Below are 15,010 nucleotides of genomic sequence, written 5' to 3'. Positions count from 1 at the left end.
CCGGACGCGCCGGGTGTCAGGAACCCGCCGCGGCGGGAGAGGACTTCGCCTCGGACTTCGATGATGCCGAAGTCGACGAGTCGCCGCTACCGGTTGACGTGCTCGATTCCGAGCCCGATCCTGACCCGCTCGCGCGGGAGTCGGTGCGGTAGAAGCCGCCTCCGTTGAAGGTCACGCCGATCGTTCCGTACTGCTTGCGGAGCTCGCCCGAGCACTCGGGGCAGACCGTGAGCGCGGGGTCGGCGAAGGACTGGACCGCGTCGAAGCGGTGCCCGCATGACTTGCAGGCATAGGCGTAGGTGGGCATGGTTCCTCGGTGTTCAGCGTGCCTCGGGTGCGAGGACGACGGTTCGGGTGGGCGTGACGACGCCGGTGACCGGCTGATCGTGTAGATCGCGCGGCACCTCATCGACGAGTTCGGAGTCGAAGAGCACGGCGTATACCGGCGGGCGGTTCTCCATCGAACCGAGGGTCTTGTCGAAGTAGCCGCGGCCCCAGCCGAGCCGCATGCCCGCGGCGTCGACGGCCGCGGCGGGGATGACGAGCAGGTCGACGTCTCCGACGGCGATGGGGCTGAGGACCTCGCCGATGGGCTCCGGGACGCCGAAGAGCCCGTCTGCGACGGCCGCGCCCGGCTCGGCGACGACCCAGTCGAGCAGGCCGTCGTTGCGGCTGACCGGCAGGAGCACCTTCACGCCGGCAGCGACGGCTTCGTCGATGAAGGCCCGCGTGCCCGGTTCGGTCGGCGACGAGAGGTAGCACGAGATCGAGCGGGCACCGGTCGTGGCGACCAGTTCGCGCAGCTGTTCGCGGATGCCGTCGGCGGCACTCTCGCGTGCGGCATCCGACATCCCGTACCGGCGTTCACGAAGGTCCGCCCGCAGCGCGCGCTTGGCGTTGTCGATCGCGTCGGACATGCCCCGATTGTAAAGGGTGTGCGCGTTACGGCTCGTCGGCCGTACTCGATAGATATGGTTGATCCATGTCTCAGCAGCGCATCAAGGCGGTCATCCCCGCCGCAGGCCTCGGCACCCGTTTCCTTCCCGCCACGAAGGCGATGCCCAAGGAGATGCTGCCTGTCGTCGACAAGCCGGCCATCCAGTACGTCGTCGAAGAGGCGACGCAGGCCGGCATCGATGACGTCCTGATCATCATCGGACGCAACAAGAACAACCTCTCGAACCACTTCGACTCCGTTCCCGAGCTCGAGCACAACCTCACCCGCAAGGGCGACGAGGTGAAGCTGCGCAAGGTGCAGGAGTCGTCCGACCTCGCCGACATCCACTTCGTCCGCCAGGGCGAGCCGAAGGGCCTCGGACACGCGGTGCTGCGTTCGCGCGCGCACGTCGGCGACTCGACATTCGCCGTCATGCTCGGCGACGACCTCATCGACGAGCGCGACCCCCTGCTGCCCAAGATGCTCGCCGAACAGGAGCGCTCGGGACTGACGGTCATCGCGCTCATGGAGGTCGACCCCGACCAGATACACCTCTACGGCGCTGCAGCCGTCGAGCCGACCGACGATCCGGATGTCGTGAAGGTCACCGGACTCGTCGAGAAGCCGAAGAAGGAGGACGCACCCTCCAACTACGCGATCATCGGCCGCTACGTCCTCAAGCCCAATGTGTACGAGATCCTCGAGCGCACGGAGCCGGGCAAGGGCGGCGAGATCCAGTTGACCGACGCGCTGCAGGAGCTCGCGACGACCGAGGGTGTGCTGGGCGTCGTCTTCCGCGGACGGCGCTACGACACGGGCGACCGTCTCGACTACATCAAGGCGATCGTCCAGCTCGCCTCCGACCGCGACGACCTCGGCCCCGAGCTGCGGCCGTGGCTGAAGGACTTCGTCGGGACCCTCTGACACGAGAACGGGAACGCGCGTGGATGCCAGCGCACCCCGCCACCACGGACCGGTGGCTATTCGGCTGATCAGGCCGCGCGATGCCCGCACGTTGCAATCGGAGCTTCTGGCGAACCGGTCGTGGCTGCAACGGTGGGAGGCGACGAGTCCGGACGGGCCGGTGTCGTTCGACATGCGGCTCGGCATCCGGCGGCTGCTCCAGCAGTACCGCGACGGGGCCGGCGTGCCCTTCGTCATGGAGCACGAGGGGCAGATCGCGGGCCAGCTGAACGTCTGGGGCATCGCGCGCGGCTCGTTGTCGTCGGCGACGATCGGCTACTGGGTGAGCGAGCGGTTCGCGGGTAAGGGCATCACTCCGACCGCCGTCGCCCTGGCGACGGACCTGTGCTTCGAGGAGCTGCGGCTGCACCGGATGGAGATCTGCATCCGACCCGAGAACCGAGCGAGCCTGCGGGTGGTCGAGAAGCTCGGATTCCGCTACGAGGGACTGCGACGTCGCTACATCCACATCGACGGTGACTGGCGCGATCACTTCTCGTTCGCGCTCGTCGCGGACGAGGTGCCGCGAGGCGTTCTCGGGCGCTGGCTCGAGGGTGCCGTTCCCCCCGATGCGGCGGCCATCCCGCTCTCCGACCGCCGTGCCGCGGGTCTCGAACCTTAAACCTGAACAAGAACTTCAGACACGCGGGTTTCTGGCGTGCCACCACGCGGGATGCCACGTACGGTTGTCCCCATGGGTGGGCAGGTTCTCGGCGGTGGCGTGATCGTCCTCGTCGCGGTCGCGTTGTGGATGGTCTATCTGCTGCCGTCCTGGCACAGTCGCTACCGTTATGACGCTGCCGAACGCAACGCCGTGCGCCTCAATCAGGCCCTGCGTGTGCTCGCCGAAACCGCGGAGACGCCCGAAGAAGTGCGGGTCGAGCTCTCCACGCGCACGGCACTGGCTCAGCAGAAGCTCGCGCGTCAGGTGCAGCACGAAAAGGAACAGCTGCGGCTCGAGAGTGAGCGCCGTCAGCTCATCGAGGCGCGTCGCGAGGTTCGCGCCGCGCGCACCGCGCGCATCGCTTCGGCCGAACACCGTGCACGCATCCGTCGTGGTGTCCGCCTGGCAATGACGATCGTCGCCCTCGTCGCTGTCGGGGCGACCGGCGCCGGCGGGTGGCTTCTGGCGACGTCCGGTTCCGTGGTCGTGCTGATCGCGGGTCTCACAACACTGCTGGCCGCATCCGTCGTCCTCAGTCGCATGGCCGCGGTCGCTCGCCGTGCCGCTCGCTCGGCGGTCTCCGCTCCCGCCGCCGTCGCTCACGTCGAGACGGCATCCGCCGTCGTGCCCGAGTTCGAGTTCGCCGACGCTCGCGCCACCTGGACTCCGCGCGAGCTGCCGCGCCCGCTCACCGCTTCTGCCGGTTCGCGTGCCGCCGCCGTGCTCGATGAGGTCGATGCGCGCGAAGCGCTGCGTCAGGCGGCCGTGGGCGAGGCGATCCAGCGCGAGGCCGCGCGTCGCGCGCCGGCATCCCTCGCCGCCAGCCGGGCCGCGAAGGCACCCACACCTGCCTTCGTGCCTACTGGACAGGTCGACGATGCGCAGATCGAGGATCACGTCCGGCGGCTCCTCGCTCAGCGCGCAGCCGGCTGACACCGGCCTCAGCGCCGGAACAGTACGCGGCCGTTGCCGATGACGAGTTCGCGGTCGGGCGTGCGAACGAGGGCGTCCATCGGGTTCTCGGCATCGACGAGCACGATGTCAGCGCGTGAGCCCGCCTCCAGTCGGCCCGCCGGCAGCCCGGCGAACGGCGCGGAGCCGCCCGTCGCGATGTCGACCACACGGCGCAGGTCGTCGTCGCGGACGAGGCTCGAGGCGCGGGCGTACTGCCAGGCGATGCCGAGCAGATCACCGGTGCCGTAGGGGCTCCACAGGTCGCGGATGCCGTCGGTGCCGAAGCCGAAGCGCACTCCCGCAGCATCCAGTTCATGAAGCGGCAGCTGGGGAAGGCGAAGGGGTGCCACCGTCGTCAACGTGATGTCGAGCGCGGACATCGCTTGGAGAAGGTCGCGGCGTTGCGTCGCGCCGACCTGCGCGAGCGCGAACCCGTGCGCGAGATTGACCCGGCCCGCGAGGCCGAACCGCTCGGTGCGCTCGATGATCAGCTCGATCTGGAAGGCGCCGAGCTCGGCGGGGTCGTGCAGATGCAGGTCGATCCCGACGCCGCGTTCGGCGGCGATGCGGAAGAGCGCGTCGAGCTGGCCGACGGGGTCGCGATCGATCGTCGCGGGGTCGAGTCCGCCGATGAACTCCGCACCCGCTGCGGCCGCTTCATCGAGCAGATCGATGACGCCCGGGCGACGCAGGACGCCATCCTGCGGGAAGGCCACGATCTGAACCTGGAGGGCTCCGTCGTACGCGGCGACCGCTTCGCGCACCGCATCGATTCCGCGTTGGGCGACGCCCAGGTCGACATCGACGTGCGTGCGGATGGCGGTGGTGCCGTGGCGGACGAACTGTTCCAGCACATGCGCCGTTGTCGACACGCTCGGGATGCCGAGTTCGTCACGACGCGCGCGCTCGTGCCGGATGCGGCCGTCGGTGCCGCCCTCGCCGCCGTACGACTGCCAGGGCAAGCCCCACCACGACTTGTCGACGTGGGCGTGCGCGTTGACGAGGCCGGGCAGCGCGAGCATGCCGCGCCCGTCGATCTCGAGGCCGGTGTGGCCCGCGCCTGCCGACGGCGCCTGCGGCGCTGCCGGCTCGACGGCGGTGATCACGCCATCGGCGATGCGGATGTCGACGGCGGAGGCGTCGGAGACACGGACGTTGCGAATGACGGATGCCGCGGGGTGGTGCATCCCTCCATTGTGCGCGCACGGGTGCACCCTGACAGCGTGATAGTGTGGGGGAGTTCCGGGCCTGTGGCGCAGTTGGTAGCGCGCTTCGTTCGCAATGAAGAGGTCAGGGGTTCGAATCCCCTCAGGTCCACCGAAACGAGAACCGGCATCCATCAGGATGCCGGTTTCTGCATATGCCGGCGGTTAGCCCGCAACCAGCTGCTCGCGAGCGACATCGACGAGGATCTGGTGCATCGCGCGCTCACCGGGAGGGCGCACACGGTCGCTGCGGTGTGCGATGACGATACGGCGCGACGGAGCCTCCTGGCCGAGGCTGACGATGCGGACGTCGGGTCGCGCTGACGTGACGGCCGTGCGCGGTGCGAGCGCGACGCCGAGCCCGACACTCACCATCGCGAGGGCCTCCTGGTAGTCGTTGGCCTCGAACGCGATCGTCGGGCTGAATCCGGCGGCCCGGCAGCTGCGCTCCAGCACCTCGGCGACGGGATGGTCGCGCTTGCGCACGATCCATTCCTCGTGCCGGAGCATCGACATCGTCACGTGTCGGGTGCGCCCGAGGCGGTGATCCTGCGACACCACCAGTACCGTCGGATCCTCGAACAGGGGAGTGATCGACAGATCGGGCTCGTCGATGCGATTCCACTCGTAGTCCCACAGCAGTGACAGTCCGATCGTGTTCTCCTGCAGGGCGGCAACGAGCTCGTCGAAGCGGGCGCTGTGCACGTCGAGGCGCACATCGGGGTAGTCGCGGCGGAACCGACTGATGGCGACGGGCATGAGGGTGGTTCCGATCGTCGGGAATGTGCCGACCGCGATCCGACCGCGGCGCAGGCCGGCCAGCTCGCCCAGCTCGGACTCCGCTGCCCGGAGCCGACGCAGGATGTAGCGGGCATGCCCGGCGAGGAGGGCGCCGGCCTCGGTGGCCACGACGCCGCGCGGCTGGCGCCGGACGAGCGGCTGTCCGACCTCTTGCTCGAGGCGCTGAAGCTGTTGCGACAGCGCCGAGGGGGAGTAACCGAGTGTCTTCGCTGCGGCGGTGAGCGAGCCGTGATCGAGGATCGTCACCAGCACGGCCAGTCTTCGCACATCGAGCATCGGTGCCTCGCTTTCAGCCCCTACCGTACAGTCGGCAAGCTGGATACTGAAAGCGCATGAAGCGGAACTTCACGCGACTGGCTCATCTGAGTGACATATCTGGCCTCCGGATGCGGCTGAGTGCGCGCAATCAGGCCCAAGCGAGACTGAAGCGCACCTTCACAGGGGTTAAGCATCCGGCGGTTTTCCTGAACGATGGCCGCAGCAAGCATGGATGCCGACACCTCAGGAGGCGGCCATGTTGGAGATTCCGGCGACACTCATGCGGGGCGGCACCAGCAAGTGCTGGGTCTTCAGCCGCGACGAGCTGGAGCGTGTCGGCGCACCCGTCGACGACATTCTGCTGCGCCTGTACGGCAGTCCCGACGAGCGGCAGATCGATGGCCTCGGCGGCGGCACCTCGACGACCAGCAAGGCCGTCATCCTGTCGCCGAGCCAGCGCGACGACGCCGACATCGACTACTCGTTCGCACAGGTCGGCCTCGCCGACGGGCGGGTCGACTGGTCGAGCAACTGCGGCAACTGCTCTGCTGCGATCGCGCCGTACGTGCTCCACGCGGGGTGGCTCGCCCCGCAGGGCGAGCGGACGGCGGTGCGCATCTTCAACACGAACACGGGTCAGCTGATCGTCGCCGAGGTTCCCACGCCCGGAGGCATGTTCGACGAGTCGGGCGACGCGCACATCGTCGGGGTCCCGTTCGCAGGCCTCGAAGTGGTGCTCTGGTTCGTCGATCCGGCCGGCCGGACCACGGGACGGCTGCTTCCTTCCGGCGTCGCATCGGAAGAGATCGACGGCGTTCCGGTGACCCTGATCGACGGCGGGGCGCCCGTCGTCATCGCCGAGGCGGCGGCGCTGGGCCTGACCGGCCTCGAAACGCCCGCCGAGATCGATGCGCGACCCGAGTTGCTGGCCAGCGTCGACGGCATCCGTCGCGAAGGCGCCGTCCGCATGGGGCTCGCTGCGACCGCGGCCGCCGCGCTCAAAGCGGTGCCCAAGGTCGCCCTGGTGTCGCCCCGCAGCGCGGAGGATCACGACTTCGGGGTCACGATGATGTCGATGGGCAAGGCGCACCCCGCCATTGCGATCACCGGCAGCGTCGCGTTGACGCTGGCGGCGGCGACTCCCGGCACCGTCGTGTCGAGGATGGCCGCGCGAGGCGCCGCCGACGTCACTTCGCTTCGCACGCCGTCGGGTGTCGTCACCACCCGCATGGGCCGTCACGGCGCACTGCCCGCAGTCGGAATCACCCGCTCGGCGCGGCGGCTGGCGGATGCCTCCGTCCCTCTGCCGCTGGAGCAACTGCCCGATCACGCGTCGGGACTGGTCGAGGAAGCCCTCCTCGTCCGATGATCAAATAGGCGGCCGATCTCGCTGAGGCGGATCCGGTCGCCGCCAACCCCCGTTGGGAGACAACGATGTCACCAGAACTCATCTCGATACTCGCGTTGTTCGCGATGGTCATCATCGCCACCGTGCGGCCGATCAACATCGGCATCCTCGGATTCATCGGCACCTTCCTCGTCGGAACGCTGGTGCTCGGCCTCGACGAGAAGCAGATGCTCGCGGGCTTCCCCGCCGACCTCTTTCTCACGATCGTCGGTGTCACCTATCTGTTTGCCGTCGCGAAGCTCAACGGCACCGTCGACCTGATCGTCGACCGCGGCGTCCGCCTCGTACGGGGCCGGACGGCGCTGGTGCCGTGGGTGCTCTTCGGGGTCGCCGCGATCCTGACGGCCATGGGCACGTTCCCGCCGGCCGCCGTCGCCCTGGTCGCCCCCGTCGCGCTCAGCTTCGCCGCCAAGCACGGCCTCGACCCCCTGCCGGTGGGAATGACCGTCGTCTACGGGGCGCTGGCGGGTTCGCTCTCGCCGATCTCGGTGCTCGGCCTGCTCGTCAGCGGCATGGTGGGCGACACCCCCGGCTTCTCGCCCATGGTGCTGTTCGTGACGGCATTCGTCTACTCGACGCTGATCGCGATCCTCACGCAGCTGTTCTTCTCGTGGAAGAACCGCCTTCGCGGGGGAGCGTACTCCGGGCGCGGCGACGCGAGCGGCGCGGGCGATGGCGGCGCGGTGCCCGGGCCGCGCGTGCCCGCGACGGGGAACATCTCCGTCGGCGGCGCCGAGCAGGGTTCGGTCCTCACGCTCACGCAGACACTCCAGACCCCTCGCGTGCGCACGACGCCGGCTCAGGTGCTGACGCTGCTCGCCCTGCTGGGGCTGGCCGTCGGGGCCATGGTGTTCCACCTCGACATCGGCATCCTCGCGCTCGTCGCCGGCACCGTGATCGCCTTCATCGAGAAGAAGCACCTCACGGCGGCCGTCGAGGGCATCAGCTGGTCGACCATCCTGCTCGTCGCGGGCATGATCACCTACATCAGCATCGTGGAAGAAGCCGGCGCGATCGAATGGGTCGCGAACGGGATCGGCAGCCTCGGTTCGCCCCTCATCGGTGTGCTCGTACTCTGCGTCATGGCCGGTGTCGTCTCGGCGTTCGCCTCGTCGACGGCGGTCATCGCGATCTCGATCCCGATGCTCCTGCCGCTCATTCAGGACAGCCCCGTCGCCGGCGGGATGGCGATCTCTGCGGTCGCGATCGCCGCGAAGGTCGTCGACGTCTCACCGTTCTCGACCAATGGCGCGCTCGTCCTCGCGAACGCCCAAAACGTCGACCCTCCTGCGTTCTACCAGCGGATTCTGCGCTACTCCGGGGTCATCGTACTGATCGGGCCCTTCCTCGCCTGGGCTACCCTCGTCGTGCCGTTCTCGCTTTGACAGGGGCTGCCTCGCGCCCGAATCGACGTACGCGGCGCGGCGCGCCTCGCGCGGTCAGACGTACTCGACCCCGCGAGGGCGCCTCCCGTGCACGACGCTGTTCAGGTACGAAACGATGCGGTCAGCCTCTGAGCCGAACGGGTTGTCGGAGACCATGTACGTCCACGTGGATGCGGGCCTGGAGAGCCTCAGGTCTGAGAGAGTCTGGGCATTCGAGGGGGCCGCGTGGAGGATCGAGCGGACCGAGTCCCGAAACTCATCGATGACCCGTGGCAGGTTGCGGGCCGCGATCAACGCGAACTCGTCCAAGGGGTTCTGCCTGGCGAGAACGCGGAGGTGGATGCCCTCTCGTGTCTCGGCGAGACTGGCCAGGTGCTCTGACCATGCGTCGTCCACGAGGAGCAGCGCCACCTCGCGTGCGAGGACGCGACGATCACGCGCAGCCCATTGCTCGGCAAGCTTCGCTGAGCCCTCGGTCACGCGTGCGAGAAATTGCTCCAGCCCTGCATCGGATAGGAGACTCTCGCGCAAACCAAGCACCGTCTCCCGTTGCTGGTCGACGATGGAGTCATAGCGGCGCGTGTTTCGATGTAACTGGAGCACCTTCCCGTCCGCGACGCGCTGGGCGTGCTCGTAGAGGCGGTGAAAGCGAACATCATCGATCTGGCCGTCGGGACCGATGCTCCGTGGAACCGGGTTGATGCGGATGTTGTTCTTGACGATTGCGTCGTCGAGGCTCGCGTAGAGAACCGTGCGTCCTGGCTCGCCTTGCCTGCCTGACCGGCCGCGGAGCTGCCGATCGAGCCGAGGCGAGTCATGGCGAGCAAGGCCAATGACGAGAAGCCCACCGGCCTGGGCCGAGGTTGGTGGCACCTCGATGTCCACGCCGCGACCCGCCATTTGCGTGGAGACGGTCACCGCCCCGGGCTGGCCTGCCTGGGCGATGATGGTCGCCTCCGCCGCATCGTTCTTCGCGTTCAGCACGTGGACACCCACCCCATGGGTGCGAAGCAGGTCCGCAAAACCCTCCGAAGCCTCGACGCTCTGCGTACCGATGAGCACCGGCTGGCCTCGGTGGTGAGCGTGCAGCACCCGCTCGGCAGCCGCCGAGTCCCGCTCGGGCTCTGAGCGGTACAAGCGATCGGGCTCGTCGATTCGGGCGGGAATGCGGTGCGGAGGGATCACGACCGTAGAGAATCCGAAGTCCTCGCCCAGTCGTTCTGCAGCCTCGAGCGCAGAACCGCTCATGCCGGTGACCGTCGCGTACCCCTTCACGACGGTCTCGATGAGGATTTGGTCACGAATCTGCGCCTGCCCTGTAACAGGCAGACCTTCTTTGCGTTCGAGGGCCGCCTGCAGCCCGTCGGGCCATCGCCGACGCTCCGCGACCCGGCCGCGTGGCTCGCTGATCAGCTTGAGGCGGCCGCCCGAAACGATGTAATGAACGTCCCGATGGAGGAGCGTTTGCGCGTGCAAGGCGACATGGGCGGCAGTGAGCAGCTCGGTCTGGTCGCCGGCGTAGAGATCCTCTACGCCGTAAGCCTCCTCCACGATCGCCAAACCCGCATCGGTGAACGCGGCGCTGCGCCCGTCGCCGGTGACCTCGTAGTGCACATCGTTTTGCATCTGGCGCAGAACGTCGGCGAGCTTGGTGTCAGGCTCATCCATCGCGCTGTCTGCCGCCAGCACGAGCGGGACGGTGGCGTCGTCGATGAGGACGGCGTCGATCTCGTCGATCAACGCCACGTCAGCGACGGACAGGAGCCGATCGGAGTCCGATGTGCGCTGGCGGTCGCGCAACACATCGAAACCGACCTGATGTGCCGTCGTGTAGACGACGTCTGAGAGGTACCCGCGCTGGCGTTCGTCCGCACTCATCGTGTCGTCCACCGAAGCGACGTCGAAACCGAGACGTGCGAAGAACGCGCGCCCCGCCGACGCGTCGCGCGACGCGAGGTAGCTGTTCGCCGACAGCACGTGGACACGCCTCCCGTCGGCCGCCCAGGCGGCGGAGGCGAGGAAGCCGACCAGCGTCTTCCCCTCGCCAGTCGCCATGTCCACGACTCGCCCGCTCAAGAGGCTGGACACCGCGGCGATCTGCTCGCGATGGGCCACCAGCCCCAGCTCTCGGCGGGCAGACTCCGCGATCAGCGCGAGCAGTTCCTCTCCCGCGTCGACATCCCGTCGCTCCCGAGCCGGCTGCGTTTCAGCGAGTGCCGAGCCGAAATCGGCATCCGACAACTTCTCGAGGGCTTGGCGGCGCAACTCGACACGGTCTGCGATTTTCAGCGCCGGGGAGATGTCGAGCGATCCAGGAGACCCGATCAGGCGTCGGGCGGGACCGACGAGCCGTGTCCATAACGATCCGAGACGAGGTGCGGTGTCAGGGGAGGGTGCGAGAGGCGGGCTCGATGTGTTCTTCATCGGTCAACCCCCGGACTCCGTGAGTGCGAACACGCGTCATCCCGACCCTACGACTTCGTGGGGCATCTTCGAAAGCACTCAGCCGATCCTGGCCGCATCGCGCCGTTGCGACGCGTAGACTGCATGCAACTGAATCGATCCCCCGGGAGGTTTCGTCCATGACCACCTACAACGTCGGCGTCATCGTCGGCAGCATCTCGTCGACCTCGATCAACCGTCGTCTGGCGAAGGCGCTCACCAAGCTCGCCCCGCAGGCCGACCTCGAGCTCACCGAGATCCCGATCGCACCGCTGCCGTTCTACTCGGCCGACAACGACGCGTCGATCCCGGCCGAAGCGGCTGAGTTCAAGGCTGCGGTCGAGAAGGCCGACGGCGTCATCATCGTCACCCCCGAGTACAACCGGTCGGTGCCTGGCGTCCTGAAGAACGCTCTCGACACCGCGAGCCGTCCGTGGGGCGACAACAGCTTCGCCGGTAAGCCGTCCGCCGTCATCGGCATCTCGATCGGTGCGGTGGGCACGGCCGTCGCGCAGCAGCACCTGCGGTCGATCCTGTCGTTCCTCGCGTCGCCCGAGCTCTCGCAGCCCGAGGGCTACCTGCAGCTCACCGAGGGGCTCATCGACGACGACGGCACCGTGACCAACGAGTCGACGTCCGAGTTCCTGCTCTCGTGGCTGAAGGCCGTGCACGCGCACGTCGCGAAGAACCTCGCCGCCGTCAGCTGATCAGCAGACCCCTCTCGACCGGGCGCCCGACCACACGGTCGGGCGCCCGGTCGTCGTGATGCCGGCGGCGTGCGGCGGTTCCTCCCAGGTCGAAGGGCATACGATGGTCGGCGGGGCATCGGCCCGCGGCACCCGATCGCCGCGGTCCGCCCCTGATCGCCGGCAGATCCTCTTCTGCCGATTGTCGACCTGCGAGAAAAAGGAAGCGAGGTGAGGTGCTCAATGAGCGGTGATAGTTGCCATCGCGAGATCGACAGCGCCATGCCCGCTGCCCGCCCGCACGTCGACCCGATCGACTCCTGAGCGGACGAGCCGCGGTGCGTCGCACCAGCAGGCTTCGCGATGTGGTCCGTGCCGTCGTCGTCGTGACGATGCCGCGGATGCGCGCGCGTCCACATGAGGAGGGCTCCCATGACTCCGGAGCAGATCAACGAACTGACCATCGTCGTCGACGGCATCGCCGCACCCCTGTCGCGGGGTGACCTGCCGTCTGCTGCGGCTGCTCTCGCCGCTGTCGAGCCCGAGCGTCTCGCCGAGGTGCTCGAGCGACTCGACGGTCGTCGCCGCGCCGTCGCCTACCGGCTGCTGCCGAAAGACCACGCTCTGCAGGTGTTCGAAGCGCTCTCGCCGAACATGCAGGGGGAGCTGATCGGCGACCTGCGCGACGCTGAGGTGGCGCACATCTTCGGCGACCTCGACCCCGACGACCGCGCCTGGCTCGTCGACGAGCTGCCGGCCTCGCTCGCGTCTCGGCTGATGCGCGGGCTTCCCGCTCACGAGCGCGAGATGACCGCGGCGGTCCTCGGCTACCGCCGCGGATCCATCGGGCGCCGGATGAGCCCGGAGTTCGTGTCGGTTCCGATCGGCAGCACGGTCGCGGGCGCGCTCGAGCGGGTGCGGGCCCGCCTGCACGACGCCGAGACGGTGTACACGCTTCCCGTGGTCGATGCGGGACGTCGCGTCGCGGGCGTCGTCAGCCTGCGCGATCTGCTCGCCGCCGAACCGTCCGACGCCGTGCGCGACATCATGCAGGCCGCGCAGACCGCCGGGGTGGACGATGACGCTGAGACCGCCGCCCGCCGCTGCACCGAGCGCGGCCTGCTCGCGCTGCCGATCGTCGACAGCGAGGAGCGACTCGTCGGCATCCTGACCGTCGACGACGCCGCCCGCATCCTCGAACATGAGGAGAGCGAGGATGCCGCGCGCCAGGGCGGTGCCGAGCCGCTTCGCCGGCCCTACCTGTCGACCCCCATCGCTCAGATCGTGCGCTCGCGCGTCGTCTGGCTGCTCGTGCTCGCCGTCGGCGCGACGCTTACCGTGCAGGTGCTGTCGGCGTTCGAGGCGACGCTCGCCCAGATCACGGTGCTCGCGCTGTTCGTGCCCCTGCTCATCGGAACCGGTGGGAACACCGGCAACCAGGCGGCGACCACGGTCACGCGCGCGCTCGCGCTCGGCGACGTGCGACCCCGCGACGTCGTCCGCGTGCTGAGTCGTGAGGTGCGGGTGGGGTTCTTCCTCGGCAGCATCCTGGGGCTCGTCGGATTCGGGGTGACCTCGCTCGTGTACGAGCCGCGCATCGGTCTCGTCATCGGGGCGACTCTGATCGCGGTGTGCACGATGGCGGCGACGGTCGGCGGAGTCATGCCGCTGCTCGCGAGGGCGATCCGTGTCGATCCCGCGGTGTTCTCGAACCCGTTCATCACGACGTTCGTCGACGCCAGCGGCCTGATCCTGTACTTCCTCATCGCCCGAGCCATCCTGCAGATCTGAGCCTGTGCGCGGGTTGTCGCGGTGCCGGAGTGCAGATCCTGCAGAGCTGAGCCCGTGCGCGGGTTGTCGTGGTGTCGGGATGCAAGGGATCGGGCGCGGCACGCCGCGGTGGATGCCGTTTCGGCGGGGTGTCGGCGACGATCCCTTGCATCCCGGTTTGGGGGTCGGGGAGTGCGTGGCTCCTTCGGCCGGAGCCTCGGGTGTGCGGCATCCGGCCCCCCGTTCCACCCCTGTCCTACCCGGCACCCACCGCCCCGGCCGGCTTCGGTTCGGGGATGCAAGGGATCGGGCGCGGCGCGCCGGGGTGGATGCCGTTCCGGCGGGGTGTCGTCGACGATCCCTTGCATCCCGGACCCAGACCCAGACGCACCCCGGCACCCCGCCGACCCCGGCCGGGGTCAGACCAGGGCGTCGCGGGCGGCCCCGGCGGCGAGGCGCTCGGCGGCGAGGGACTCCGCGGCGGCGAGCGGCGTGACGTCGCGCGCGGCGGCTTCGTCGAAGATGCGCCGCAGCACGTCGCCGATGCCCTCGACACGCGTGGCGATCTCGCTGCGATCGCGCTGCTTCGCGGCGAGGTCGAGGTAGATGACCCCGCCCGCGTTCACGACGAAGTCGGGGGCGTACAGGATGCCGCGCGCGGCCAGACGGTCGGCGCCGGAGCGATGTGCCAGCGGGTTGTTCGCGGGTCCGCATACTGCTCGTGCGTCGAGCGCGTCGATCACCTCGTCGGTGAGGACGCCTCCGATGCCCGCGGGCACGAAGACGTCGGCCGAGGCGAGGTGGGCCTCCGCCGGTTCGATCCACGTGGCACCGAGGCTCGTCGCGAGCTCGCGCTTCGCGGGGTTCACATCGGTCACGGTGAGCTCTGCGCCTTCGGCGGCGAGCTGCACGGCGAGGCGGCTGCCCACCTGTCCGAGCCCCGCGATCGTGATGCGGCGGCCGGCGACATCGCGAGCTCCGGTCACGCGCTCGAGGGTCGCGAGCAGCGACGCGTGCACGCCGATGCTCGTCGGACCCGCGGGTTCGCCCGAGCCACCCACGCGGTCGGGGAGGCCGACGACGTGCGCGGTGCGTTCGCTGACGGTGAGCATGTCGTCGGTGGTCGACCCCACGTCTTCGGCCGTGCGGTACAGGCCGCCCAGCGACTCGACGGCGTCACCGAGATCGAGGAACGCCGCACGCCGCCGCTCGGCATCCAGCACCGTTCCCGGGGGCAAGCCGATGACGGCCTTCCCGCCGCCGGCATCCAGCCCCGCCGCCGCGTTCTTCAACGTCATCGCCGCAGACAGGCGGAGGGCGTCGCCGAGTGCGTCGCTCCAGTGCGGGTACGTCCACACCCGGGCGCCGCCGAGAGCGGGGCCGAGGACGGAGGAGTGCAACGCGGCGGCGATGAAGAGGCCGCTCCGCCGTCCGGTCATCACCTCCACGCGCTCGTGCGTGAAATCGGGCAGGGGCAGGGCGTGGGTCATCGCGATCCTCTTTCGGCGGAGCCTTGTGGGCTCATGCTCTCCGTGCC

General features: G+C 69.0%; 13 protein-coding genes and 1 tRNA gene. 8 read left to right on the top strand and 6 right to left on the bottom strand.

Features of this window, described 5'->3' with window-relative positions:
* Window positions 1-16 precede the first annotated feature (16 nt).
* The gene (locus ACU6RU_RS08845; RefSeq protein WP_289329753.1) at window positions 17-307 is read right to left on the bottom strand and encodes an FmdB family zinc ribbon protein; all 291 of its coding nucleotides are present in this window, start codon (window positions 305-307) and stop codon (window positions 17-19) included.
* 13 nt (window positions 308-320) lie between these two features.
* Window positions 321-917 carry a 5-formyltetrahydrofolate cyclo-ligase gene (locus ACU6RU_RS08840; protein WP_289329752.1) on the bottom strand — a complete coding sequence of 199 codons (597 nt, stop codon included), beginning with the start codon at window positions 915-917 and terminating at the stop codon, window positions 321-323.
* A gap of 65 nt (window positions 918-982) precedes the next feature.
* Between ACU6RU_RS08840 and galU the strand changes: the two genes are divergently transcribed.
* The 3 genes from galU (at window position 983) to ACU6RU_RS08825 (ending at window position 3,497) form a co-directional block, all read left to right on the top strand.
* Window positions 983-1,861, top strand: a complete 879-nt coding sequence (galU, locus tag ACU6RU_RS08835) for a UTP--glucose-1-phosphate uridylyltransferase GalU (protein ID WP_289329751.1) — start codon at window positions 983-985, stop codon at window positions 1,859-1,861.
* A 19-nt stretch (window positions 1,862-1,880) separates the two neighbouring features.
* Window positions 1,881-2,522: a GNAT family N-acetyltransferase gene (locus tag ACU6RU_RS08830; protein WP_120265115.1), complete on the top strand. Its 642-nt coding sequence runs from the start codon at window positions 1,881-1,883 to the stop codon at window positions 2,520-2,522.
* Window positions 2,523-2,594: 72 nt separating this feature from the next.
* Entirely contained in the window at window positions 2,595-3,497 is a 903-nt protein-coding gene (locus ACU6RU_RS08825) for a large exoprotein (protein WP_446726338.1), read from the top strand.
* Window positions 3,498-3,505: 8 nt separating this feature from the next.
* Here ACU6RU_RS08825 and ACU6RU_RS08820 read toward each other — a convergent pair whose 3' ends face one another.
* Window positions 3,506-4,705: an amidohydrolase family protein gene (locus tag ACU6RU_RS08820; RefSeq protein ID WP_446726337.1), complete on the bottom strand. Its 1,200-nt coding sequence runs from the start codon at window positions 4,703-4,705 to the stop codon at window positions 3,506-3,508.
* 57 nt (window positions 4,706-4,762) lie between these two features.
* On the opposite strand from ACU6RU_RS08820, the gene ACU6RU_RS08815 reads away from it, so the two are divergent.
* Window positions 4,763-4,835: transfer RNA gene (locus tag ACU6RU_RS08815), tRNA-Ala, on the top strand.
* Between the two features lie 53 nt (window positions 4,836-4,888).
* Here ACU6RU_RS08815 and ACU6RU_RS08810 read toward each other — a convergent pair.
* A complete protein-coding gene (locus ACU6RU_RS08810) occupies window positions 4,889-5,800 on the bottom strand; it encodes a LysR family transcriptional regulator (RefSeq protein ID WP_446726336.1) in 912 nt (303 codons plus the stop codon).
* Window positions 5,801-6,038: 238 nt separating this feature from the next.
* Here ACU6RU_RS08810 and ACU6RU_RS08805 point away from each other — a divergent pair, with 238 nt between their 5' ends.
* Window positions 6,039-7,151 carry a PrpF domain-containing protein gene (locus ACU6RU_RS08805; RefSeq protein ID WP_446726335.1) on the top strand — a complete coding sequence of 371 codons (1,113 nt, stop codon included), beginning with the start codon at window positions 6,039-6,041 and terminating at the stop codon, window positions 7,149-7,151.
* 65 nt (window positions 7,152-7,216) lie between these two features.
* Entirely contained in the window at window positions 7,217-8,575 is a 1,359-nt protein-coding gene (locus tag ACU6RU_RS08800; protein ID WP_120265120.1) for an SLC13 family permease, read from the top strand.
* A gap of 54 nt (window positions 8,576-8,629) precedes the next feature.
* On the opposite strand, the gene secA2 is transcribed toward ACU6RU_RS08800, so the two are convergent.
* Window positions 8,630-10,999, bottom strand: coding sequence for an accessory Sec system translocase SecA2 (gene secA2, locus ACU6RU_RS08795; protein ID WP_446726334.1), 2,370 nt, complete (start codon window positions 10,997-10,999; stop codon window positions 8,630-8,632).
* Window positions 11,000-11,157: 158 nt separating this feature from the next.
* On the opposite strand from secA2, the gene ACU6RU_RS08790 reads away from it, so the two are divergent.
* Together ACU6RU_RS08790 and mgtE are read left to right on the top strand one after the other, a co-directional pair.
* Window positions 11,158-11,724 carry an NADPH-dependent FMN reductase gene (locus tag ACU6RU_RS08790; RefSeq protein ID WP_289329744.1) on the top strand — a complete coding sequence of 189 codons (567 nt, stop codon included), beginning with the start codon at window positions 11,158-11,160 and terminating at the stop codon, window positions 11,722-11,724.
* A 411-nt stretch (window positions 11,725-12,135) separates the two neighbouring features.
* On the top strand, window positions 12,136-13,494 hold the full coding sequence (gene mgtE / locus ACU6RU_RS08785) for a magnesium transporter (protein WP_120265123.1): 1,359 nt from the start codon (window positions 12,136-12,138) through the stop codon (window positions 13,492-13,494).
* Window positions 13,495-13,892: 398 nt separating this feature from the next.
* On the opposite strand, the gene ACU6RU_RS08780 is transcribed toward mgtE, so the two are convergent.
* A complete protein-coding gene (locus ACU6RU_RS08780) occupies window positions 13,893-14,963 on the bottom strand; it encodes a Glu/Leu/Phe/Val dehydrogenase family protein (RefSeq protein ID WP_120265124.1) in 1,071 nt (356 codons plus the stop codon).
* Between the last annotated feature and the right edge of the window lie 47 nt (window positions 14,964-15,010).

The sequence above is a fragment of the Microbacterium sp. F1-18 genome, from assembly GCF_052921305.1.
Note: the sequence above shows the minus strand (reverse complement) of the source record. Positions and strands in the feature narration are given on the sequence as shown.

Bases quoted from the DNA above. Each gene is read 5' to 3' on its own strand.
- ACU6RU_RS08805 (WP_446726335.1), top strand. From the start codon at position 6,039: ATGTTGGAGATTCCGGCGACACTCATGCGGGGCGGCACCAGCAAGTGC.
- ACU6RU_RS08800 (WP_120265120.1), top strand. From the start codon at position 7,217: ATGTCACCAGAACTCATCTCGATACTCGCGTTGTTCGCGATGGTCATC.
- ACU6RU_RS08780 (WP_120265124.1), bottom strand. From the start codon at position 14,963: ATGACCCACGCCCTGCCCCTGCCCGATTTCACGCACGAGCGCGTGGAG.
- galU (WP_289329751.1), top strand. From the start codon at position 983: ATGTCTCAGCAGCGCATCAAGGCGGTCATCCCCGCCGCAGGCCTCGGC.
- ACU6RU_RS08790 (WP_289329744.1), top strand. From the start codon at position 11,158: ATGACCACCTACAACGTCGGCGTCATCGTCGGCAGCATCTCGTCGACC.
- ACU6RU_RS08840 (WP_289329752.1), bottom strand. From the start codon at position 917: ATGTCCGACGCGATCGACAACGCCAAGCGCGCGCTGCGGGCGGACCTT.
- ACU6RU_RS08825 (WP_446726338.1), top strand. From the start codon at position 2,595: ATGGGTGGGCAGGTTCTCGGCGGTGGCGTGATCGTCCTCGTCGCGGTC.
- secA2 (WP_446726334.1), bottom strand. From the start codon at position 10,999: ATGAAGAACACATCGAGCCCGCCTCTCGCACCCTCCCCTGACACCGCA.
- ACU6RU_RS08810 (WP_446726336.1), bottom strand. From the start codon at position 5,800: ATGCTCGATGTGCGAAGACTGGCCGTGCTGGTGACGATCCTCGATCAC.
- ACU6RU_RS08845 (WP_289329753.1), bottom strand. From the start codon at position 307: ATGCCCACCTACGCCTATGCCTGCAAGTCATGCGGGCACCGCTTCGAC.
- ACU6RU_RS08820 (WP_446726337.1), bottom strand. From the start codon at position 4,705: ATGCACCACCCCGCGGCATCCGTCATTCGCAACGTCCGTGTCTCCGAC.
- mgtE (WP_120265123.1), top strand. From the start codon at position 12,136: ATGACTCCGGAGCAGATCAACGAACTGACCATCGTCGTCGACGGCATC.